Annotated in this window: 18 protein-coding genes and 1 pseudogene; 15 read left to right on the top strand and 4 right to left on the bottom strand. The window is 40.3% G+C overall.

What is annotated here, in order from left to right; translation table 11 throughout:
* Positions 1 to 2: 2 nt before the first annotated feature.
* Complete coding sequence (locus tag NST94_RS18755) at positions 3 to 842, bottom strand: AraC family transcriptional regulator (RefSeq protein WP_076217885.1); 840 nt, start codon at positions 840 to 842, stop codon at positions 3 to 5.
* A 271-nt stretch (positions 843 to 1,113) separates the two neighbouring features.
* Between NST94_RS18755 and NST94_RS18750 the strand changes: the two genes are divergently transcribed.
* The 3 genes from NST94_RS18750 to NST94_RS18740 all read left to right on the top strand — a co-directional run bounded on the left by NST94_RS18750 (position 1,114) and on the right by NST94_RS18740 (position 7,377).
* Positions 1,114 to 1,986, top strand: coding sequence for a chitosanase (locus NST94_RS18750; protein WP_076127377.1), 873 nt, complete (start codon positions 1,114 to 1,116; stop codon positions 1,984 to 1,986).
* An 85-nt stretch (positions 1,987 to 2,071) separates the two neighbouring features.
* Positions 2,072 to 4,660, top strand: a complete 2,589-nt coding sequence (locus NST94_RS18745) for a metallophosphoesterase (RefSeq protein WP_339281158.1) — start codon at positions 2,072 to 2,074, stop codon at positions 4,658 to 4,660.
* 1,076 nt (positions 4,661 to 5,736) lie between these two features.
* Complete coding sequence (locus NST94_RS18740; RefSeq protein WP_339281157.1) at positions 5,737 to 7,377, top strand: alkaline phosphatase; 1,641 nt, start codon at positions 5,737 to 5,739, stop codon at positions 7,375 to 7,377.
* A gap of 131 nt (positions 7,378 to 7,508) precedes the next feature.
* On the opposite strand, the gene NST94_RS18735 is transcribed toward NST94_RS18740, so the two are convergent.
* Positions 7,509 to 8,555, bottom strand: coding sequence for a DUF418 domain-containing protein (locus NST94_RS18735; RefSeq protein WP_339281156.1), 1,047 nt, complete (start codon positions 8,553 to 8,555; stop codon positions 7,509 to 7,511).
* Positions 8,556 to 8,739: 184 nt separating this feature from the next.
* Between NST94_RS18735 and NST94_RS18730 the strand changes: the two genes are divergently transcribed.
* From NST94_RS18730 to NST94_RS18715, 4 genes are all read left to right on the top strand, one after another.
* Positions 8,740 to 9,888 (top strand): VanZ family protein, encoded by a 1,149-nt coding sequence (locus NST94_RS18730; RefSeq protein ID WP_280753060.1) that lies wholly within the window; start codon positions 8,740 to 8,742, stop codon positions 9,886 to 9,888.
* 153 nt (positions 9,889 to 10,041) lie between these two features.
* Positions 10,042 to 10,809: an ABC transporter ATP-binding protein gene (locus NST94_RS18725; RefSeq protein ID WP_038572078.1), complete on the top strand. Its 768-nt coding sequence runs from the start codon at positions 10,042 to 10,044 to the stop codon at positions 10,807 to 10,809.
* The gene (locus tag NST94_RS18720; RefSeq protein WP_339281155.1) at positions 10,796 to 12,715 is read left to right on the top strand and encodes an ABC transporter permease; all 1,920 of its coding nucleotides are present in this window, start codon (positions 10,796 to 10,798) and stop codon (positions 12,713 to 12,715) included. Before NST94_RS18725 ends, NST94_RS18720 begins: the two co-directional genes overlap by 14 nt.
* Positions 12,716 to 12,720: 5 nt before the next feature.
* Positions 12,721 to 13,074, top strand: coding sequence for a YxeA family protein (locus tag NST94_RS18715; RefSeq protein ID WP_076182842.1), 354 nt, complete (start codon positions 12,721 to 12,723; stop codon positions 13,072 to 13,074).
* Positions 13,075 to 13,156: 82 nt separating this feature from the next.
* On the opposite strand, the gene NST94_RS18710 is transcribed toward NST94_RS18715, so the two are convergent.
* Entirely contained in the window at positions 13,157 to 14,551 is a 1,395-nt protein-coding gene (locus NST94_RS18710; protein WP_076182840.1) for a HAMP domain-containing sensor histidine kinase, read from the bottom strand.
* Positions 14,552 to 14,557: 6 nt separating this feature from the next.
* Entirely contained in the window at positions 14,558 to 15,259 is a 702-nt protein-coding gene (locus NST94_RS18705; RefSeq protein ID WP_076127196.1) for a response regulator transcription factor, read from the bottom strand.
* Positions 15,260 to 15,572: 313 nt separating this feature from the next.
* Here NST94_RS18705 and NST94_RS18700 point away from each other — a divergent pair.
* The 8 genes and pseudogenes from NST94_RS18700 to NST94_RS18665 form a co-directional block, all read left to right on the top strand.
* A pseudogene (locus NST94_RS18700) lies at positions 15,573 to 15,817 on the top strand (hypothetical protein); the annotation flags it as partial.
* A gap of 327 nt (positions 15,818 to 16,144) precedes the next feature.
* On the top strand, positions 16,145 to 17,008 hold the full coding sequence (locus NST94_RS18695; protein WP_042129113.1) for a MurR/RpiR family transcriptional regulator: 864 nt from the start codon (positions 16,145 to 16,147) through the stop codon (positions 17,006 to 17,008).
* Between the two features lie 574 nt (positions 17,009 to 17,582).
* A complete protein-coding gene (murQ, locus tag NST94_RS18690; protein WP_076182833.1) occupies positions 17,583 to 18,488 on the top strand; it encodes an N-acetylmuramic acid 6-phosphate etherase in 906 nt (301 codons plus the stop codon).
* A gap of 57 nt (positions 18,489 to 18,545) precedes the next feature.
* The gene (locus tag NST94_RS18685; protein ID WP_076190768.1) at positions 18,546 to 20,000 is read left to right on the top strand and encodes an extracellular solute-binding protein; all 1,455 of its coding nucleotides are present in this window, start codon (positions 18,546 to 18,548) and stop codon (positions 19,998 to 20,000) included.
* Between the two features lie 104 nt (positions 20,001 to 20,104).
* Positions 20,105 to 21,007 carry a sugar ABC transporter permease gene (locus NST94_RS18680; RefSeq protein ID WP_060622964.1) on the top strand — a complete coding sequence of 301 codons (903 nt, stop codon included), beginning with the start codon at positions 20,105 to 20,107 and terminating at the stop codon, positions 21,005 to 21,007.
* An 18-nt stretch (positions 21,008 to 21,025) separates the two neighbouring features.
* Positions 21,026 to 21,886 carry a carbohydrate ABC transporter permease gene (locus NST94_RS18675; RefSeq protein WP_076127188.1) on the top strand — a complete coding sequence of 287 codons (861 nt, stop codon included), beginning with the start codon at positions 21,026 to 21,028 and terminating at the stop codon, positions 21,884 to 21,886.
* On the top strand, positions 21,886 to 23,106 hold the full coding sequence (locus NST94_RS18670; protein ID WP_339281154.1) for an anhydro-N-acetylmuramic acid kinase: 1,221 nt from the start codon (positions 21,886 to 21,888) through the stop codon (positions 23,104 to 23,106). Before NST94_RS18675 ends, NST94_RS18670 begins: the two co-directional genes overlap by 1 nt.
* On the top strand, positions 23,107 to 24,078 hold the full coding sequence (locus tag NST94_RS18665; RefSeq protein WP_339281153.1) for a GNAT family N-acetyltransferase: 972 nt from the start codon (positions 23,107 to 23,109) through the stop codon (positions 24,076 to 24,078).
* Positions 24,079 to 24,080: the final 2 nt, after the last annotated feature.

The raw sequence follows: 24,080 nt of genomic DNA, 5'->3' as shown, positions 1-24,080 counted from the left end.
TATTAAGACTTAAATTGTTTGCGGAAGCAGAGCGGCGAGATGCCCATTATTAATTTGAAGGTTCGTCCAAAGTGGGAGGTGTTATCGAACCCAACCATTCCCGCAATTTCAGTAACATTAAAAGAAGAGCCAACCAGCAAATCACGCGCTTTTTTAATGCGGATGTTATTGATATATTCAATGAAGCTGAACCCGGTGGATTCTTTAAAAGTGCGGCAAAGGTAGGAAGAGCTTATGTCGAATTGCCGTGAAATCTCACAGAGCTTGAGCGGTTCCATATAATGTTGATTTACATAATTAACGATGTCCAGGACTTTCTTATGTGTACGATTGGATTCTACAAATGAAGCTACGCGGCTGTCAAATAGTTTACGATTAAGATAGAGGAGCAGCTCCACCAATAATATTTGTTGGTACTGTTCATATCCGCGGGCTTGCTTCTTCCCCTCCTGGATCATTTTCTGAAAAAGCTGTTCGATGAAATATTGATCCATCCCGGTCATCTTCAAAGCACGGTAATCACTTTTGAACAATTCGAGCAGTTCCTCACATTGACTGCCGGTGCAGAAATGCTGCAGGAATTCTTTTTTAAACAGGAGTGTAACCCGTTCATACATATTGCAGCCGGAATTGACCAGTTTGTGCATTTCGTGAATATCCATAAATAGTAGTGTTCCGCCCGCAACCTGGTAAGTTCTGTCCCCTATAAAATAATAAAAATCCCCGGATATTAAATACAGAATCTCATATGCATCATGATAGTGTCTTGAAGGCATGCTGGTGTATACCTGTTTCTTGCGGCTGATGTCAAAAAGAGTAGACTCATAAAATACCGGTTTCATTCAGCACCTCCTAAGAGGATTGTAGACTTAATCTATGGTTTGTAGCAACATATGTATAAAAATTAATATTTACAAGAAAATACGTGCTGTTTGGACAAAGTTTTTGAGATAAGCTTAAATTGAATTACCAAGTGTTGGAAAAAGGAGGGCTGTCATGCTCAGATAGGTTAGGGATAAGGTTCACTGCCACTAAAAGTTAAAGCGCTTAAACTATTCAATTAAAGGAGAGATTGCGGTGCTAAATTCAACGAAGAGTAAGGTTTCCAAGAAGATGAAATTTTCATTGATGATTCTGCTCAGTTTTTCAATGATTTTTTCTTATGGCTGTCTGTCCAAAACATCTCAACAGAAAAGTTATGCGGCAGGGAACCCTGATTCTAATTTCTCACCGGCAACACTTCAATTCTTGCGTGACAACACAGGTCTGGATGGTGAGCAGTGGAACAATATTATGATGCTTGTCAACAAACCGGAGCAGGACGATCTGAACTGGATCAATTTTTACGGATATTGTGAAGATATTGATGATGACCGCGGGTATACGATTGGAATATTCGGTGCGACTACAGGCGGCTCAAATGATACCGGTCCCGACGGTCCGGATCTGTTCAAGGCATATGACGCTGCCAAAGGCGCGAGTAATCCTTCGGTTAAAGGCGCATTGGCCCGGATCGGTGTTAAGGGTTCGATGAAAGGGAAGATCCTCGAGATCAATGAAAGCGAAGAGAGCTTCTGCAGAAAAATCGGCAATTTGCAAAATGATCCCGAGTGGAGAGAGGCTATGTGGAAAACGTTCTACAATATCTATATTAAATACAGTGTGGAGCAGGCCCGCAAACGCGGCTTTAACTCGGCATTAACTATTGGTTCCTTCGTGGATGCAGCGCTGAACCATGGAGCTACCGGCGGCTCCGAGACCCTTCAAGGGCTTTTGGGTAAATCCGGAAGCAGCACGGATGAGAAGACTTTTATGACCAAATTTTATAAAGAACGGACCAAGATTGTGGATACTAATGAGTACAACTCTCCGCCTAACGGCAAGAACCGTGTGAAGCAGTGGAGCAATTTGCTGAACATGGGAGAGACAGACCTGAAGGGTGCAGATTCGGCAATCCTTCAAGTCACCGACTGGGAACTCCAATAACCGGAAGGTAAGGGCAGAACCGCCGTTCTTCTCGGAGACGGCGGTTCGATGATAAGTGAGATTAAGGAAGAGGGAGATGGGCTGAATGGATAACAACCAATCTTATCTCAAAAATAGATTTTACAAGGTAATCAGTCTAATGGTTATAGGTTTGCTGCTTGCCATGGAGTTGACCGGTTTTGTCTCAGCAGGAAGGGAAGAAATTGAGGAAGACCTTGTAAATGAAGCAACTGCAGTTCAGGAAACGATTGCCCAGTGGATTTTTAAAGACAAAGGCGAAAACGGTGTATTTCCGGCTACAGGCGGGGTATATCAGACGTCTTCATCCATTCGTGATGTAGGAACTAATACGGATGCGTACACCTATGAGTCAAGTGAGAACAGCGTACGCAACCAGGGCTGGCATGAAGGAACGGGCCTAAAATACTGGCTTGCCACGCTTTCTACCCAAGGCTTCGAAGGGATCTTCCTCTCTTCACAGCAAACCTCTTCAAGTACAGGACCCAGGGATTTTAAGGTGCAATACAGTATAGATCAACAGGAATGGATAGATGTTACGGGCGGCAACCTTGTTCTAGCCCAGAACAATTTTAATTGTTCCAATAATTCCTGCAAATTAACTAACCTCGCTTTGCCTGCCGGAACAAACAATCAAGATGTACTCTATATCCGCTGGGTGGTAAACTCTGCGAAAAGCGTAAGCGGGGGAACGGTGTCCAGCTCAGGCTCAAGCAGAATCAAAGATGTGATAATTAAAGGAACACGCAGCAGCGGCGAACCTGGGAACACTCCCACACTTGAGGTAAGCAAAACTCCCGCTTCAGGGGCTGCAGATGTTCCCCTTAACGCAGAGATCACCGTGAAGTTTAACAAAGCCATCAGCCTCGACAATAGTTATCAAGTTGTAATCACAGAAAACAATCTTCCTCTTACCAACATTTCTGCTTCACTCCTCGGTCAAGACACAGTCAAAGTCAGCCACCCTAATTTCACTGCCGGCAAAACTTACAACGTGACCGTCCCTAAAGAGCTTGTTAAGGGGACTACGGATGGCCGTACACCTGAGAACGATATTACATGGAGTTTTAAGACGAAGTCTCCGGATACCGGCATCAAAACTCCAACGCTGCTGAACATGACTTTTAATGGAGACCCAAAGACAAGTATTGCCTTTGACTGGTATACAGCCGAAACCGTCAGAGGTACAGTAGTGCAAGTAGTGGAGGCCTCCAATGCGGGAGGAAGCGAGTTCCCGGAACAACTGGCAGCTTCTTATGAGGGCAGCGCAACAGTTATTGAAACCTTAATGACATCAGGAGACAGAAGCTCCAAAAAGTATAAAAAGTTCGCCAGCCACAAGGTTATTGCAAGCGGTCTTAAGCCTGGAACCAAGTATATCTACCGGGCCGGTAACGGTGATGCGGACGGCTGGAGCGAGGCGGGTTCTTTTACCACGGACAAGGCGGATAATCAGGATTTCCATTTCCTCTATGTAACCGACACCCAAGGCTCAAGTAAATCGAATTTCGATCTGTGGCAGGATACTTTTAAGAAAGCTATTGAGAAAACGGTAGATCCCAAGTTTGTTCTTCTTACAGGGGATCTAACGGATGACGGTGATCTGGAGCAGCTGTGGCAGTGGTTCTTAGGTGTGCCGAAAAAAGAATTTGCCAATGTGCCATTTGCACCGATTATCGGCAACCATGAGATAGAGGATTATCCGAATAACAACTTCTATAACCATTTTAATCTTCCAAAAGATGTCGGGACGGGCGCTCATGACGGGTCGGTATATGCTTTCGAATACGGCGATGCCCTGTTTATGCAGATCAATTCCCAGTATGAAGGGGAGGTTAAGCCGTATAAAGCGGATATTCAGTTCACGAAGCAATTGGAATGGATGCGGAATCAAGTGGCAAAGACCGACAAGAAGTGGAAATTCGTCTCGATGCATAAGGGAGCGTATTCTTCAGGGGATAATGCTTCGGCAGAAAGCGACCGGGTAGAATTTTACCGGAAATATCTAATTCCTGTATTTGATGAGCTGGGTGTGGATATGGTGTTTGAGGGACATGACCATATGTATATGAGGTCTTTTCAAATGCTGAACAACGTTCCGATTAAGAATGTTATTACCGATGAGCAAGGAAATGTGCTGAATCCCAAAGGGACCGTGTATCTGATGGGCAACTCGGCCGCTTCGAAATTTTATGCCATTAATCCAGATGCAGACACTTTTTTTGCAGCAAAAAACGACCAGCCCAATAAGAAAATGTTCGTGGATGTTTCCATTACAAGCGACGTGCTGAAATTCACATCCTACACAGCTGTTAAAGATAAACCTCTTGCCGTCTATGATGCTTACAGTATTAAACGGACTGACGTCAAACCCGGCATTGTAGAAAATCCAAGTGCAGTAAGACAGTCAGGGAACCGTGCAGTTCTTTCGTGGAAAGCGCCAGCAAATAGCTCTGAGCCTGTGCGAGGTTACCGGATTTACGAGAAAAATGATAAAGTCAGCACAAATTGGAGCGTGTATGTGCCGACGGTAAGCGGTCAGACGAGTTACAGTTATACATTAAACGGCATAGATTCTGCTAAAGCCTACAATTTCGTGATTAAAGCAGTGGGGACAAGAAATAATTCGCTTCCAGCAGAGGCAGGAATGCAATGAATGGATAGAGGAGGCGTTGACGGGGCTTAGGCATCCGTTAACGCCTTTTTTTCATAGTTGTTGAAGCTGTCCATTCCTCCTAGGGTAACTCCTCCAAAAGATAGCTTCACTTTTTACCAGATCATGAGCAGAATCGGCAAGAGGGTTTGGGGTGGGTCCTACGAAACCTAGAATTGGGATGATAAATTTAAGTGCCATCCATATATAGACCCCAGGTAAGCCGTGAATCAAAAATACGCAGATCCATGACAGTAAAGCTGCAGCCAACATTGTACTACCTAAATACCCGAATGTTTGAGTTATTCTTTTCATATTCGCTCCTAACGTATAAGAAAGTGTCTAATAGTTAGATGAATATAACTGGAAAATCACTTCGACTGCTAACCTATCCGAGGCTCGACCCGGTGATTTGGATAATACCACCGTAGGGAAATCTGAAAAACAATCATTTGTACAACTGTATTTGTCTTGTACCGTTCTTTGAAGTTAGTAATAGACTATATCAATCTCAGAGAAGGAGTTGATTTAGTTGGCTAACAGTGATATACGTCTTACTCTTTGGTCGGGTACTAATTTTACCAATCGCCGGATTCGATTCAGACGTGGAGGAGTTGCGGTTCGTGATCTTGGAGCGTTTCGGTTTAACAACGTTCTCTCGAGTTTCCGTCTCAGAAATGTTGTGCAGAGCTCTCAAGTAACGCTTGTACTATTTTCGCGAATTAACTTTCAGGGATCGTTCCGTGTATTCCGTGGCAGCCAAAACGTAGCGAACTTGAATAATTTTAACTTTAACAATGTCACATCTTCGTTGATATTGGTAGACCGTATCCTTACAAGCTCCGAAATTTCCCAAATTCAAAGCACGGGTAGAGCGCCTCGAGATGTCCTCGTAATAAGACAATAATAATGCAAAGGGTGCCCCTAGGGCGCCCCTTTTTTACAAATATCATTAGCACAGGTCAAGACAAAATATGCATAGAATTTAATATAAAATAAGAGAATAGGTGCTGCTCCCGCAAACAATCCTCCTTTAAACTAGTAACGTACTTAACAAAATCTGCTAGAGGAGGATTCAAATGCGCAAAAAGGTTATCGGGAGAATTTGCAGTACAGTTATGGTTTGCAGTCTGCTTGCAGCAGGCAACGGAACATCCTACGCCGATGGCGCCAATAACTCTGATGCTCCTACCAACAAATCTGTCAAAAACGTAATCCTGTTTATTACGGATGGGATGAGCTTATCCGATGTGAACTTGGCCAGATGGTATCAGGGAGGTCAGGCGCTTGCGATGGATAAGTATTTCAGCGGGCTGGTGAGAACCTATTCTACGGATTCACTGACCACAGATTCCGCTGCGGGAGCTACGGCTTATGCCACAGGCCATAAGGTTAAGAGTGAGACGGTATCCATACTTCCAGACCGAATAACGATGCCTTTCGTAAGCGCAGTTAAACCAGAGGACATGAACAAACCTCTGCCTACCCTTATGGATGCAGCGAGAATTGCAGGGAAAAGTACAGGAACGGTATTCACTTGTGAATTAACGGATGCGACACCGGCTACATTTTTAAGTCATGCATACACGCGTGACAATGCGCAGTCTATTGCAGAACAGATGGTCTATAGTGGTGTAGATGTTCTACTTGGGGGCGGTTCCGGGTATTTGGTACCCGGCAAAGAAGACATTAACCGCAAGGACGGAGAAGATTTAACCAAAATCCTGAAATCAAATGGGTATGAATACGTAACGGATAAAGCAGGTTTAATGAATTCTAAAACGAATAAAATCTGGGGACTATTCAACCCCGAAGCACTGGATGCTGATTTTGACCTGAACCCGCAAAAGCAACCGAGCCTTGCCGAAATGACCAATGTAGCGATAGAGAAGTTGTCACAGAACGAGAATGGTTTTATTCTGATGGTCGAAGCAAGCCAGATTGACTGGTATGGTCATGATAACGATCCAGTGGGGATTATGAGTGAGACCTTAGCGTTTGATAAAGCCTTCAAAGCCGCTGTTGATTTTGCAGAAAAGGACGGGAATACAGCAGTCTTATCGGTTTCGGATCATGCTACCGGCGGGCTCAATATGACGAACTATGATTCTACCAAAGATCTAATCTCCGTGCTGAAGAAAGCGAAGCACACCAGTTATTACATTGAAGGCAGTATTAATGAGAGCAATTTCAAAAAGGTCCTTGCGGATAATTATGGACTTAGTGATCTAACCAAAGAAGAAGCGGATCAAGTCAGATTGGGAATGCAGGATAACCTTTCGCCAGTCATCGGTAAAATTTTGGGGGATAAAATAGGTGTAACCTTCTCTACGGATGATCACACATCGGAAGAAGTTGGATTGTTCGCCTACCATCCGGCTAATTTTAAACCGACCGATTTCATGAACAGCGGTGTAATCCAGAATACGGATGTGAATATGTATATTCAAGAAGTGACCGGACTCAATCTGGCGCAGCTTCAGGATACACTGTACGTATCCAGTGATAAATTCAAGGCCAAAGGAGCTACGATTACCCTAGATAAGACCGATAAGACTAATCCGGTGGTTGTAGTGAAAAAAGCAGGCCAAGTTCTCAAGCTGCCTATAGATAAAAATATCGCCATTCAGGATGGCAAAACAACGAAACTAAATGTGCTGACAGTAATGATTAAAGATAAAGTGTGGATTTCGCAGGATGCTTTGGACTTAATTCTCTAATTCTTAAAGTTCATGTTGTGATCTGTCGCCTAACAGTTAAAGCGCTTAAACTTGAGAACCCCTTTTTAAAAGGGGTTTTTGGGTTTAGATAAGAAATTCCGACTTGAATTGAGGCGAGGAAAGCGAAGCTTTTATCGTTTGATTGCAGGCTTTGTTCCATAGGTCATCAAGCGCCAAACCTTTTCTAAAGGGCCCATGGAAAAAAACTTGAACCAAATGGTGCTAAAAATGATTTGAATCATATAAATCAGAACTGCGATGTAGAGAATATCTTTTGGTGAAATGACTTCGAGACCTATCATTGAAATGATTGCCGTCCCTATAATGCTTTGTGCTACATAATTTGTAAACGCCATTTGACCCACCCGTGATATGGGTTTCAGGAATTTCACCATTTGTTTATTTTCTAATAGTAGAAATAATGTTGTTAAGTAGAACAAAGTGGTTGGGAGAGATCCTAAGCCCGTAACTGAATCTACATTGCTGTTCCCATTTTGAGAAGCGTTCCAAATCCATAGTGAAAAACCAATGAACAACAGAAATGATACCATTTGAATCCATCTAATGGGTCTTGTTAATTCTTGTATGTGTGTCAGCCAACCTGACTTTGCGGTTAAAAAACCAGCTAAAAACATAATAAAGATTTGTATAGCGTCATTAGAAAAAATATCAAGAATAGATGAGATTGCCCCTTGAGAAGGCAGGAATATTTTTACCACTAAGGAAATGATGTAAATGGATGTCATACCCATAAGCCACTTTTTAAGTGTAGAAACCGTTGTGTGATAAAAAGGGATCAGAAACAATCCGATAATGGCATATGCGGGCAGAATGGTTCCCCAAAAGATAAATACATGAATGATTCCCAGCAGCAAAAGGATTAGTAAACGTCTAGCCATACGCCATCTGGGTTTATCTCCCCGGCTTTCGGCTCTTGAGGCGAAAATGTATAGACCTACACCAAATAGGAATGAAAAAATAGAAAAGAACTTTTTTTGTACGAAGATGATTATCAAGCTATGGATGATTCCATTAATGCCACTATAGTCTGGTAAGGGATCTCCTTCCATAATAACTTTAAAGGCTCCAACATTTATAAGCAGAATGCCAAAAAGAGCAAGTCCGCGAATGATGTCGAGTGAAATGATTCTTTCTTTTTGCGAGATGGAGGGATTCATTAATAGTGCTCCTTTGAAAATATTTTTATTTGCCTAGGAGTCAGTATAAGTTGCGAACCTTATATTAAATTGATGCCAACATTACAGGATCCTTAAATTTGATAAAATGTTCCAACTCCAGTTGAATTAGAATCAGTTTTATGGTTAATATGAATACTAAATCATTTTGGGGTGTGAACTAGAAATGTCAGCATATACTCAACCGATCTTTGTGGCAGCGATCTTTTTTGTGGTTTTAGCATTTGCCTTTTTTATCCCATGGCTCATTTATACCTATAGAAAATATAATTACCTTCCCTTTTCTACCACGTTAATTTCGTTTTCATTTATCTTTTACTTTCTAGCAGCGTTATTTTTAGTCTTGTTGCCGTTGCCGGAAATACGTAACACTTGTTCGCTACAAAAACCGGACACACAACATTATTCACTTATGCCATTTCAATTTATAGTGGGCACCTTTGGGAATAGTGGCATCGTGTTATCACAGCCTGCAACTTATAGGCTATTATTTAGCCAACCCTCATTCTATCAAGCGTTTTTTAATTTCTTGCTATTATTACCTTTTGGTGTTTATCTGCGATACTTTTTTCAAGATAAGAAATATTGGAAGAAAGCTCTAGGCTTCACGTTCTTATTAACTTTATTTTATGAGATAACACAGGTAACCGGCATTTACGGGATTTATAATTGCCCTTATCGTATTTTTGATGTGGATGATTTATTGTTAAATACTACTGGCGGTGTACTGGGGTTCTTTATTGCTCCAGCTGTGTTGGCGTTATTCCCGTCAAAAAAGAAAATTAAGGAGAAAGCGGAAAGATTATTAGCGCTTGATGAAGTAAGAGGGATGTCTGTGTTACTGGCTGTTATTATTGATCTATTTATCAGCAACCTAGTAGTTAAAGTTGTGTTGAGTATGACCAACGTTAATATCGTTAGTGAATTTATTGCGAGCACCATTACACTTTCTGTAACCTTTTTTATTATTCCGATTATTTGGAATGGATCGACAATCGGTACGAAAATAATGCGTTATCGCTATGACAGTAAAATAAGTCGAGTGGAAACTAACAAGCGATTATTTAAACGCTTTGGTGCCCTTTACGCGATGTACTTCATAACAGTCATTGCGAAAACGTTGAATAATGTGGAAATATCAATGGATTCTCCATTTTATAAGGCATCTATATTCTTAACCCTAGGTGCTGGATTGACCTCTCTCATTTTAACGATCGTATTGTTCGTTCATGTTATATTAGTCGTGTTTGGCAAACAAAAACGCCGCTTTTACTTTGATGAAGCTTCTGATTTATATACAACCAGAAAAAAATGAATGCTATTCAATAGCAAAGGGATACTCCGTAGTCTTAAATGGCTACAGGGTATCTTTTTTTTGTAGATTTAAGCTTGTTGTAAGGTTGGCATGAATTTGCTGTAAGGTTCGGTGCCTATAGTATAAGTATCAGCAAATTATGAGGTGAAATGAATGGAACCATTATTAAAAGTAGAAAACGTAAAAAAAGTGTACGGGAAGTTAAGTGCTGCTTACACAGCGTTGGAAAACGTGTCTTTTGACATTCATGAAGGTGAGTTTGTAGGGATTATGGGACCTTCCGGAGCGGGAAAATCAACCTTGCTAAATTTGTTAGCAACCATAGATTCTCCAACAGAAGGAAAGATATATATGAAGAACAAGAGTATTCATGATCTGAAGGAAGCAGCTTTGTCAGACTTCCGGCGTGAACATCTCGGGTTCATCTTTCAAGATTACAATTTACTCGATTCCTTGACGGTAAAGGAGAACATATTGCTTCCCCTGGCGATTGCTAAAATTCCAGCGAAGAAAATTAATCACCTTGTGACTCAGATCTCTAAAGTATTTGGGATTGAAGATTTACTGGGGAAATATCCTTACCAAATCTCTGGGGGTCAAAAGCAAAGAACCGCTGCGGCTAGAGCGCTCGTGACAGAGCCAGCACTGATTTTGGCTGATGAACCAACAGGTGCACTTGACTCTAAATCAGCAACAGATTTATTGGAAAGCTTAAGTACTTTAAATGAAAATAACAATTCGACCATTATGATGGTGACCCATGATGCCTTTGCCGCAAGCTTCTGCCGCCGGATCATTTTCATCAAGGATGGTTCATTTTCAACAGAAATCTATCGTCGTGATCAGACACGCAAAGCCTTCTTCCAAGAGATCTTAGATGTTCATGCGGCCATTGGGGGTGAGGTAGATGACGTTATTTAGTCTAGCAAGAAAAAATATAGCCAGAAACTTCTCGCAATATTTTTTATACATCGCATCGATGGTGTTTAGTATCGTCATTTACTTTACATTTGTGACCTTAAAATATAGTGATACGATAGCAGAACAGACGGCCTCATCCCAAAAACTGGGTTCCCTAATGAGTGGAGCGGCAGTCATTCTTATCTTTTTCGTGTTCATATTTATAGCTTATTCCAATTCATTTTTTATGAAAAGACGTAAAAAAGAAGTCGCACTGTATGCGTTGCTGGGGGTACGTAATCGTCAAATCGGTTTTATGCTCTTTTTTGAAAATTTATTATTAGGATTATTCTCTTTAATAGTAGGGATTGTATTTGGCTTCCTTTGTTCAAAAGGATTTATGACGATTTTGATTCATTTAATGGGTTATGACGTTGTAGCACCCTTTACTTTTTCAATGGCGGCAGCGATGAACACGGCTATCGTATTTCTTGTTATTTTCTTAGTGACATCGTTTCAAGGCTACCGTTTGATCTATCAATTTAAGCTGATTGATTTATTTCATGCTTCCAAAAAGGGAGAAGTGGCGCCTAAACCATCTATGATAGTAGCTGTTCTTGGAGTGTTACTTATTGTCTTGGGCTATTGGCTTGCAATGCAGGACCTTTTCACTTCTAAGGTATGGGCAAAAATCGGATTTCTCATGACCGTATTAATTATTTTAACAACGGTAATTGTGGGTACATTTTTATTGTTCCACAGTGTGACTGGCTTTCTGTTAGCAATGATTAAGAAAAATGAAAAGTGGCTGTGGAAGGGCCTTCATGTAATAACCATTTCGCAGCTGCTCTATCGTATCCGTGGGAATGCACGTACATTAACTGTGATTGCTGTGTTGAGTGCTACAACAGTAACTGCCGGTGGAGCGGTCTATAGCCTGTATTACAATACGAACGACTCGGCAAAAACGATTAATCCGAATACCTTTATGTATCAATTAACAGATGCAGAAATGGATAAACAAGTAAGTGCTGTACTGCCAGCTACAAAATACGATGAAAATATCGAAACGCTATCCATTACGTTTCATACGAAAGAATTAAACTCGCCATCCTCGTTCGATAGCTCTGATAAAAGAGGGTATACAGTTATCAATGAAAAAACATACAACAACTTAGCAAATGTACAGCATAAAGAAAAATTAAATGTAAAGGATGGCTACGCGGTTATTTTAGATATCGGATATAACAAAAGGTTCTCACCTATGTATACAGGAAAAACTATAACAACAGGCAACGGCCATCCACTCACATTCCAAAGCTTTAAAACACAAACCGTATTAAATGCAGGTACAGCAGGTATAACAGTTGTAGTCTCGGATGAACAGTATAAAGTATTACGGAATGATGGAGAAGTGCTACGCTATCGTGTTCTTGGGGTAGAGGATGCCTCTGTGGATTTATCTGCAAAAATTGCAAACCAATTACCTGAAGAAGCGCTATTTTCAAGCAGGCCTCAAGATTACCAAACAAGCTTGGAAAGTGTGGGTTCTCTACTTTTTATAGGAAGTTTCCTTGGACTCGTATTTCTGGCTGCAACAGGCAGTATCATTTACTTTAAAGTTTTAACTGAGGCAGAAGAAGATAAAGCACAGTACAATATGCTGCATAAAAAAGGTGTCAGTGCAAAAGAAATGCGGAAATCCATTGCGTCACAGGTATTCGTTATCTTTGTTGTACCGCTTATAGTAGGGTTATTGCATAGTGTAGTGGCTTTAAAAGCATTCTCTAGTCTACTGATGATAGATTTAGCAAAGCCAGTGTTGCTCTGGATGATTGCTTATACCATAATTTATGGGTTGTATTATTTCTTAACCGTAGCTTCATACAATCGTATTATCACACTAAATAATAGAACAGAAGGATGATTGAGATGAAAAAATTTCTAATTACTATGGGTATTTTGTTTGTTATTGGGGTTGTAGGTGTCTTTGCTCTAGCAAAGATTGATTTCAATCGCATGAATGCCGAAAAGTACTATTTACAAATTACAGAGGATGGGGAACCCCATGAATATAAACTGAGTGATGGTACAGTGATGACTTCCTATTCCTATACACTAGAAGCTACAAATGCTAAAGGGAATACAATTCCACTGGAATTTAATGCACAAAAAAATCTTCGTAAAGGCGCCTACTTAAAAATGTATGTAAAAAAAGGTGATCAAGTCTCCTCATATGATGAAGTGAAGGTAGAGGATATTCCGCTAAAAGCAATAAAAAACTAATAAATTGAAGAAGGGCTGTCTCCAATAAAGGTAATGGAGCACAGCCCTTTTCTCTGCCTAATGAGTAAGTAAGGCATTTGTATTATAAAAGTATAGTAATGGTTGTTCCGGTATTCTCAATGCTCGTCATATCGAGTTTCCCCTCATGAGCCCAAATAATGTCTCTTGCGATGGCCATTCCTAAACCAGTACCATGCTTACTCGTTGTGTTTGTACCCCGATAGTAGCGTTCGAAAATCTGTTCCAGATCTTTAGCTGGAATTCCATGACCATTATCAGAAATCGAAATTCGGGTATGAGATTCTGGACCTGTATCCACTCGAATCTTCACCACGACATTTTCATCGTTATGCACCAGCGCGTTGTAGATCAAGTTAAGGATCGCTCGTTTTAGTAATTTTTTATCTACTTTATGCACTGCTTTAACTACATTTGCCTCAAACTCTATCTGCCGTTCACCAAAGGTCGGGTCATTTAAAAGTTCAATCGTCATTTCTCGTAGAAACTGAACGAGATTCACCTCTTCAAATTGCAGGGATAGCTGGTGATTACGCAAACGTGTCGTTAAATTGAGGTCATCTAACAGATCTTTCATATACATCGATTTACTCTTGATAATTGACGTGTATTCCTGTAATTCTTGGGCTGTTAAATCTGTGGCACTGTCGTTAATAAATTCTGCATAACCTTGAATAGAAGCAAGTGGTGTCTTCATGTCATGTGAAACATTGCTAATCCATTCCTCACGCATTTGATCGAGACGTTTACGTTCCTCTTCATGTCGATCGAGCTTTTCAGATAGTTCATTCATATTACGAAAAACATCTTCATAAACACCTTTGGGAGTAGGCATTTTCTTAAAACGTCGTTCCCTGAGCTGTTGAATACCCTCTATTAATGTATGAAGGGGTGCAGTTAACTTTTTCCCAAATAGAAATCCAATGAGGATTACAATAAGCACATCAACGATTAAAAAAATGAAAAGAAAAACATTAACATCTTTGAAAATTTTAGCGTAGTCATAGGTCATTACGTAGCGGCCTATTTTAGGATTATTAATCCCTAAAAAGTAACTGAAATGTTGGGCTTCGCTGACAAAAACCGTCGTGCGTGCATCTAATTCTTTATATTTATACATTTGTACAATTTCAATAGGAGAATACTCTGTTTTCAATTCTTCAGGGGTATAAAATGCTGCTGCTTGCTCCCCTTGGTCATTCAAGAATTGTACCCAGGCGCTCATTTCTTGTAGTTTTTTGAGACCTTCTTCATTCACAACAGGTTTGCCAGCCTGTAATTCTACGTATTGTGAAAAGGTTCGGCTAAAGGTTTCTGCAGATGCTTCTTCAGTGCCAAAGTTATTATTATTTACCTTTATAACGAATAAGGAAAGGAACAAAATCGCGTTTACAATACCAACGATCACAACAATAGTCATAACCGATCTTAAAAAGCGGAGTGTCAATTTCCATTTCAACTAGTCTCACTCCTTGGTATTTAATTTATAACCTAACCCTTTAACCGTCAAAATAAAGGAAGGATTTGAAGGGTCTGCCTCAATTTTTTCGCGTAAGCGCCGAATATGTACCATCACTGTATTATCGGAACCAAAAAAGTCCTCACCCCACGCCTGTCCAAACAAGGTTTCTTTGCTTAGAATCTGATTGGGATGATGCATAAAACAGCTCATTAAACCGACTTCTTTGGCGGTTAGCACGAGGACCTCGCCATTCTTTTTTAATTCTGTCTCATTGGCACTAAGCTCAAAGGGGCCAGCTTGTAAGCTTTTCGGAGCTTTTTTTTCTTCTGTAAAGCCAGCTCTTCTCAGTTGTGCCTTTACCCGATAAGCGACTTCTTTCGGACTGAACGGTTTAGTAATATAATCATCGCCACCTATCGCCAGTCCTAACAGCTTATTAATTTCCTCGTCTTTTGCAGACATAAATAAGATGGGTGCATTTGATGTTTCCCGAATTTTTCTGCATAAGTCATATCCTTCTCCATCTGGGAGCATAATATCTAGCAATATAAGCTCAGGATTATACTCCTGGAACTTGTCCCAACCCTCTGCAACGGTCCCGGCAGTTACAACGTCTGGAACACCTTCTTTATGTAAAACAGCCTTCATCAGACGCGCTAAATCATCTTCATCGTCTATGATTAATACCCATTTACGACTTGCCATTTATTTCCCTCCAAATCCGTCTTTATGTACATTATTACATTATAAAGAACTCTTTATTTCTTGCGCAAAAAAATCGCAAAAGAAAGGCTTGCATGAAGATGGATATTACTTAGACGAACATAGCAAAGCAATATTCGGTCATTTATTAAAATTCATTCTAGATATAGTCAAATCAGGTAAGGAGGAGAAATTGTCTGCACTGTATATGGCCCTTTGAAGAAGTTCGCTAAAATGATGGAAGAAGGTGAGTTACTGTATTCGCTTGAGCTCGAAGAAGAACTTGCAGACAGCTTTTGGAATGCCATTAGATGGCTTGATTGCAGCCCTGGGCGTTGATTACTTCCTGATGATGCGGTATAACGAGCTTGAAGGGGATGTTGGATCACCTGCGCCGCGTTGATTCCTTCGGGCGTAACGACACTTATACAGGTAGCATTCGTATTAATCATTGCACTATTATTACTAAGTGTAGCGGCCATGCCGGTGTTCTTGACTACATTAAAGCAGCTTGCTAGCAAATTAAATGGTTCAAGTACGGTGCTACATCACAGGATGTAGTTGACAAATTGAGTCATATTTAGACGGCAGTGAAATTTAAAAATACATGCGTATTACGTATGCTGAGAACAATAGAAAGAATCTTCGGGGACCTTTGTGGTCCCTTGTTTCACCATATCAGAAAGTATATAATTATCGACTATACCTTACAACTTTATTACGCTATAATCAACGTAAAGTCACCAGATGACCTAAGAGTAGGATGATTTTAATAGATTAATTAATATTAGCTTTGATATGCCGAAACGTATTTTGTTATTGAAATTGGTTGTTTATATTGTTTATGATATTAATAAAGGTGTTAATTAAATCTAGAGTAGGTAGATTATGAGTCTAAATGACAACGTATTAATTAAAATTCGTGATATGCGAGAGAGTTTTACACCAGTTGAACGATTGGTCGGAGATTACATTTTAGAAAATACGGAAGAGATCCCTCATTTGTCGATTAAGGAATTGGCTCAATCGAGTAAGACAAGCGATGCATCTGTCCTTCGTTTCTGTAAGACGATGGGTTACAGCGGATACCGCAATTTTATTGTGAGTATATCGGCATCTTTGGGTTCTCGTGATGAGGATTCAAAGGCTCAATATACAGATATTCAGCCAGGTGATGATCTCTCGACAATTATATCAAATATTTCATTGAATAATTGCAAGTCCATTGAGGATACGCTTAGTGTTATTGATCGAAAAGAAATTACAAGAGCTGTAGAATTACTATGTCATAGTAAGCGAATTGTTTTCTTTGGAATAGGTGCTTCGGGACTCGTTTGTATGGACGGGGAACAGAAGTTCTCGCGAATTAATAAGATGTGTCACGCCTATACAGATGGTCATAGTCAGCTCACGGCAGCAACTTTACTTGAGAAAGATGATGTTGCCATTTTCATTTCTAACTCTGGAGCAACTAGTGATATTATTGATGCACTGGAAATTGCCCAAAAGAATAGAGCGAAATGTATTGCGATTACGAAGTACAATAAAAGTGAGCTTGCGGAGCGGGCGGATATTGTACTGAGCATATCCACACCTGAAATAACAATCCGCAGTGGGGCTATGGGCTCACGTATTGCGATGCTTACGATCATCGACATATTATTTGCTGGTGTCGCAAGTGCAGAATATGAAGAAGTAAAAACCTACTTAACAAAAACGCATAATATATTAAAGAAAAAACTTAGAAATTAGGTTCTGATAGAATGAATGTGAAGGAAAGCATTGATCATGGATCAATGCTTTCCTTTTTTTTGTATTTCATTCGCTTATTCGTGTACTAAAATGTACTACTTATCAATCCATGTCAGATTATCTACATGATGAATACGTTGATCTAATGAATATAATAAGTAGTTTAATTCAATAATTAATAGCTTGGCACACAATAATGAGGAAGAAAATGAATGGAATCGAAGACGAAACATCATCCGGTTGAACGCGGATGATGTAACTTTATGTTTCGTTTGGAGCGATAATCAGCAAATAATACATTTTTTTAAATTGCTTTAACCTTAGAGCCATAGCGATCAAAGCAATTGGTAAAAATTTAAATTGTATCTTGTAAGCGCTTTATAAATGTGGTATAACATAGTATGTAAGAAATGAAATAAAACATCAGAATTTAATTTCTTTATGAAATTATATTTCAAAATCTATTGACGAAGCGATGGTGTTGTATTAGTATAAGAACATAATAATTGTAAGTTAATATAACACGTTTTGTTAACTAGATGAGAGATTAAGACTGGGAAGAAGGAGGATGGCTATGAATGACTACCTTGCGGGATTGACAACAGAGGCTGTGAATCCAGATACATTAATGATTGATGAATGTACTACGGAAGAAATGATCCAGTTAATGAATCAACAAGATGCACTGGTCCCCAGAGCTATAACTGAGGAGATTCCGCAGATTGCAAAGGCGGTAGATATTCTACATCATAGGTTGTCTAATGGTGGAAGAATGTTTTACATAGGAGCTGGCTCATCAGGAAGATTAGGTGTTCTGGATGCTTCCGAATGTCCTCCTACCTTTGGTACAGATCCTTCCTTGGTGCAGGGCTATATCGCTGGTGGTGATATTGCTTTGCGTACTGCGGTTGAAGGCTGTGAAGACGATATGGATGAAGGGATCGCATTAATCGAAAGCATTGGTGTAACAAACAAAGATGTACTAATTGGGATTTCGGCAAGCGGTAGTGCAAACTACGTTATTGCAGCTTTAGCGAAAGCAAAGGAACTTGGAGCAGCCACTATCGGTGTTTGTAACAACAGAGGCTCAAAGTTCGAACCCATTGTAGATGTTTGTATAACACCTGTTGTAGGACCTGAGGTCATTAGCGGTTCGACTCGATTAAAGGCAGGAACTGCTCAGAAGTTGGTGCTTAATATGCTGACAACATGCACAATGGTCAAGTTAGGAAAAACGTACAACAACTTGATGGTTGATCTGAAGGCTAGTAATTTTAAGCTCGTAGATCGCTCGATTCGTATCATCATGAACACGACTGGTGTAGATACATCAACCGCCGCAGAAACACTTGAAAAAGCATCTATGAACTGTAAGCTGGCAATTATGATGATTAAATCGGGGTTAGATGCAAAAGAAGCAGAACAAGTACTTAACGCAAACGGAGGACGCTTGAAACAGGCAATCGCATCATTGGTTTAGGTGTGAAAAGTGGAATAACAGGATGGATGCTATTAATAATTGAGGGGGCTGTTTTCGATGAAAAAAAGATCACGTGGATTAACTCTGTTTTTGTCAGGAATCATGATGGTATCACTCTTATCGGCTTGCGGAGGAAACGGAAATAACGCTACAACTTCTACAGATTCCGGTAATACAGGAACTAGTAACGGTGGTTCTGAGCCTAAAAAGGATACGATTACAGCACTTTTACCTCCGATATCAGCGAACTATCAAACACGTTTTGCTGATATGGAAAAAGAATTTAATACACTACATCCTAACTTGACTTTGAAAATCGAACCAGCGAGCTGGGAAGATATGACGCAAAAACTTGATACTCAAGTAAATGCAGGTTCTCCTCCAGATATTGCTTTTATCGGTGCTTCAGGAATTTCGAAATATGCAGCACTTAATGTACTAATCGACCTTAACGGTGCCCTTTCTGATGAAGCCAAGGCCGATTATGACGAAGTTCCATTGAAATATTTCCAACTAGGTGACGCTCAATACGGCCTACCAGCATATATGGAAATCCACACTATCGGTGGTAACAAACAATTCCTTGAAGAAGCCGGAATTGATTGGAAAAGCATTCAACAAAACGGTTGGACTTATGAAGAGTTCCGTAATGCAATTTCTAAAGGCGTAGTGAAAAATGATAAAGGTGAAACTACTCGTTATGGTTTCGTGTTCGCAACATCTGGTGTAGCATCTAAAGACTATCTAGCTATTCTTGCTAAAACTGCAGGTTTACCAGATTACTTCGATAAAGATCTTAAATATACGTATACAAGCAAAAACTTCTTGGGGCTACTTACATCTATTCGCGAAATGATCAACGATGGTTCTATGCCTAAAGAGCTAAGCTCTATCGATGCTGGCAAACGGTGGAACATGTTCCTAACGGGCCAAACGATGATCACAGGTAAAGGTTTATCTGCATTTGAAAACTCTGCTCGTCTAAACAATGAGAAGATTAAAGCGAACGATGGTTCAGCTGTTGCAGATTCTATTGAAGTTGATTATATTTCACTTCCAGTCCCAACATTCAACGGTGCCGATTATGTCCCTACTTCAATCGTTGATGGTTATATCGCACTTCGTGGTAAAAAAGCTCCATCTGAAGAGCACATCAAAAATATTGCCCTAGCAACGAATTTCTTGTCTTCTGGTTCAATTGCTGCTAACTACAGTAATGAGCTGTTCTTATCACCAATTACTGAATCTGCACGTAATGCAGAAGTACTTGAAAAATTCCCTCGTAACGAAGATAACGTTGCTGCAGGTAAAGCTATGATGGCAAAAGCGCTTCCGGCTCGTACAGATATTCCTACTGATCTGGCTGCTGAAGCATTAAAAATTGAAACAGAAGTTATTATTCCTAAACTACAAGCCTTACTTGCAAATGAGATTGCTCCACAAGAAATGTATGATGCAGTTAAAGCAGCTGCAATTAAATCTTTCGGTAAAGATGGTATTGTAGTTGACTAGTCTGTCGTAGGCTGACATGTGAAAGCTGTGCGTAGCTAGAACGTACAGCTTTCCTTCTAAATTAGCTAGAGCTTGTACTGTTTTTAGAAGAGAGGTGCGACCCAATGAATCAAACGTTGACTAAAAGAAAAAAATTGAAGCTCGAAAGTGACTCAGGTTGGGGATACGCGTTTATCGCAGTAGCACTTATTGCGTTTTCTTTATTTACCGCATATCCAGTCATCAATGCTTTTATTATCAGCTTACAAAAATATGGTCCATTAGGATCCACTTTTGTCGGCATGGATAACTTCGTTAACTCGTTTTCAGATGAACTTTTCTGGAAAGCGCTGAAAAACACGTTAGTATATACGCTATTAACTGTTCCGTTTAATATTCTTCTATCATTTTTAATTTCAATTTTGATTATTCCTTTCAAGAAAAAAACACAAACGATCTTTAAAGCACTATATTACTTGCCAGCCGTAGCATCTGGTGTAGCGCTTTCTGTTGTGTGGCTGTGGATCTTCGATCCTTTAAAATCAGGTATTGCCAATAAGCTCGTGAGTTTTTTAGGTATTGAAAATCAAAACTGGCTTGGTTCCAGTGCAACTGCAATGTTCTCACTTGTGTTAATGTCATGGTTATCAAGTCATGGTACAGCAATTATTATTTATATAGCCGCATTACTCGCTATTGATAACAGCTATTATGAAGCAGCTGAAATTGATGGCGCGTCTTTCCTGCAAAAGCTTTGGTTTATCGTTGTCCCTTTCCTTAAGCCAACAACGCTATTCCTACTTGTTACGGGTGTTATCGGTTCCTTCCAAGTATTCCAAAACGCTTATCTTATGACAGGCGGTGGACCAGACCATGCAACAACAATGGTAGGTTTGTTAATCTTTAACAATGCGTTCACATATTTTGAGTTTGGTGAGGCAGCGGCACAATCATTAGTTCTAGCAGCGATTATCGGATTTATCTCATTCCTTCAATTCAAGTTTATAGGTAAAGATGTAGAATACTAGGAAAAGGAGCAGAATACTATGGGTTTGTACAACAATAGCTTAAGAAGCAAAGGGTATCTGTTTATACGTAATGGTGCAAACATTACGTTCCTTATCCTATTCGCCGCAGCTACCATATTCCCGATATACTTTATGGTCATTTCCTCGTTCGGTGATCCGGTAGAAGCTGGTGCAATGAGCTATTCTATCCTACCAAAGAAGATTTCATTTGAATCTTATAAATTCTTTTTTAACTTTAGCCCACATACATGGGACTGGTTATTGAACTCTTTTATAGTGGCAGCGTGTATCACGGTATCTAACGTATTTTTTGCTACTCTTGCTGGATATGCTTTTGCAAAAATGAAATTTAAAGGGAAAAACATTTTGTTCGCTATTTTGCTGGGATCTATGATGATTCCTGTTCAAGTTACTCAGGTTCCACTATATATTTTGATCGTAAATATTTTTGAATTACAAAATACGTACACTGCGTTGATTATGCCGAGCATAGTAACGGTATACAATATCTTCTTGGTTAAGCAGTTCATGTCCTCCATTCCAGGTGAAATTATTGAATCTGCTAAAATCGAAGGTTGTTCCCAGCCTAAAATCTTCTGGTATATCATTATGCCTCTATCTAAAACAATTATGGCAGTACTAGCAATCCTAACGTTCATGGCGGCATGGAATGACTTTTTCTGGCCGTTCCTAGTAACGAATACGATGGATATGCAAACCATTCAGGTCGGCTTGAAAAACTTTCGCTTTGCGAATACAACTTACTTTGCACCGATGATGGCGGGGGCAACCATTTCAGCAGTTCCAATGTTTATTTTATTCTTCAGTTTACAAAAATACTTCCTTGAAGGGGTAACAGTTGGAGCGGTGAAAGGTTAATGGACAAACAATCAAAAGTGGATGCAACATACTTAGTTGGCTTGATGTCAGGTACATCAGTAGATGGTATTGATGCAGCAGTAGTTAAGCTTTTACCTTCAGCCGAAAAAGAGCATGGAGTAGAGATTGAATTACTGGCTTTTGAAAACACACCTTTTGAGGTGCAAGTTAGAAACTCCATATTTGAGCTTTTTGATCCCGCTAGCGCTACGATTGATAAGGTTGGCGCAATGAATATGTGGCTTGGCGAATTATACGCCCAAGCCACATTATCCGTTATAGGGAAATGCGGCCTTTCGCCTTCGCAAATATTCGCAGTAGGATCGCATGGTCAAACAATCTATCATGCTCCGGAAGAGAATGTTATGGGCGGCTATAATCTGCATTGTACCGTTCAGATTGGGGATGGTGCAGTTATCGCCAATCGCACAGGGATTCCTTGCGTATCAGACTTTCGAGTTGCTGACATGGCAATGGGTGGACAAGGAGCTCCGTTAGTACCATTTACCGAATACTTATTGTTTAACAATCCAGAGAAAACACTTCTGATGCAAAATATTGGCGGAATAGGCAATGTGACTGTTTTGCCTGTAAATGCCTCACCGGATGAGGTATTTGCTTTTGATACGGGTCCTGGAAATATGATTATCGATGGCCTTGTATCGCAATTATTTATACCAATGACAATGGATGTTAATGGCGAAATTGGTGCGGGCGGTCAAGTGATTGATGAGCTATTGAAATGGATGCAGCAGGATAAATATTATACGATGCCGTTACCAAAATCGACAGGCAGAGAACGGTTTGGCCAACAATACGTGGCACAAATTATTGAAATGATGAAGGTTAATCACTGGAAAGCAGAAGATGTTGTTACAACAGCTACGTACTTAACTGCCTGGAGCATCGTCGATAGCTATGAACGGTATATTGCACCGCAGCACCAGGCTGAGCAATTGTTAATTGGCGGCGGTGGAAGCTATAACAAGACGCTTTTGCGTGATTTGCAGCACTTATTTGCACCGCATAACGTGCAGGTGCTGACGCAGGAGGATATCGGTGGTAATAGTGATGCTAAGGAAGCAATTGCTTTTGCTCTGCTAGCGTATTACACGATGGAGCGCTTACCAAACAATATCCCGCTAGTAACTGGAGCTTCACAGCCAGTAGTAATGGGCAAAATTTCCTGGCCCTATATTGGACGTTCACAGGAGGCTTAAATGATGCAAATCAGACCCTTTTCAATTGAAGATCACTCTGCAGTTGTAGAGCTTTGGAATCGTGAGGCTACAAAATATGATTATAAGCCATTTACAGAGCGAGAGTTTCAAGATACATTCATCGACCATCCTTATTTTGACGCTGACTGTATATGGGTAGGCTGTGACGAAAAAGGGATTGTTGGTTTTGCAGCTGGCTGCTGCGGTGACGATCTCCCTCTTGGAGATGTGGCCGGTTATATTACGAGTGTTATTATAGATACCCATGTGGCTTCTCTGGAGCTTTACGATGCTTTTCTATTGCGTTTAGAAAAAAGATTCCAAGAACTTGGGAAAAGACAAGCGGATGTATTGTTTTTCAACCCTGTTAAGCTGAAGTGGAGTATACCAAGTGCACCTCAGCATGAGCATAATAATGCCCCGGGCATCAGTAAGGACCAGCCATTATATGAAGCTTTAATGGCTAGAGGCTACGAAGATCGAGCGACGCAATGCGGCATGTATTTAAAACTCGGAAGCTTTATAGTTCCCGAAGATATTTTAGATAAGGAAACCAATGCAAATAGCAAGGACTATTACATTACGTCCTATGTCCCTGATTTACATACAGGGCTTGAAGCAACGCTTGCTGCCCTGCAAAATCCGCAGTGGAAGAAGGATATTGTTACTTACGTGAAGGTTGGCGCACCACTTGTAGTAGCTGTGTACGGCAACGAGGTTGTGGGCTTTGCAGGTCCAATTATTTCGCAGCCTGATGGAAGAGCATTTTTTTGCGGTATCGGAGTGCACCCAGAGCATGAGGGGCATGGCCTTGGCAGTGTATTATTTTTCCGAATGGTTGAAGCTTTTCAAAATGTGGGCTGTCAATATATCTCTCTATTCACTGGAAATAATAATCCGGCTCTTCGAATCTATCAAAAAGCGGGCTTTACTATTGAAAAACAATTTTCTATATTGCGGAGGGAACTTTAAAG

Source organism: Paenibacillus sp. FSL H8-0282 (assembly GCF_037963825.1).
GTDB classification, from domain to species: domain Bacteria; phylum Bacillota; class Bacilli; order Paenibacillales; family Paenibacillaceae; genus Paenibacillus_AQ; species Paenibacillus_AQ odorifer.
This window is presented reverse-complemented; position numbering and strand designations above follow the sequence as displayed.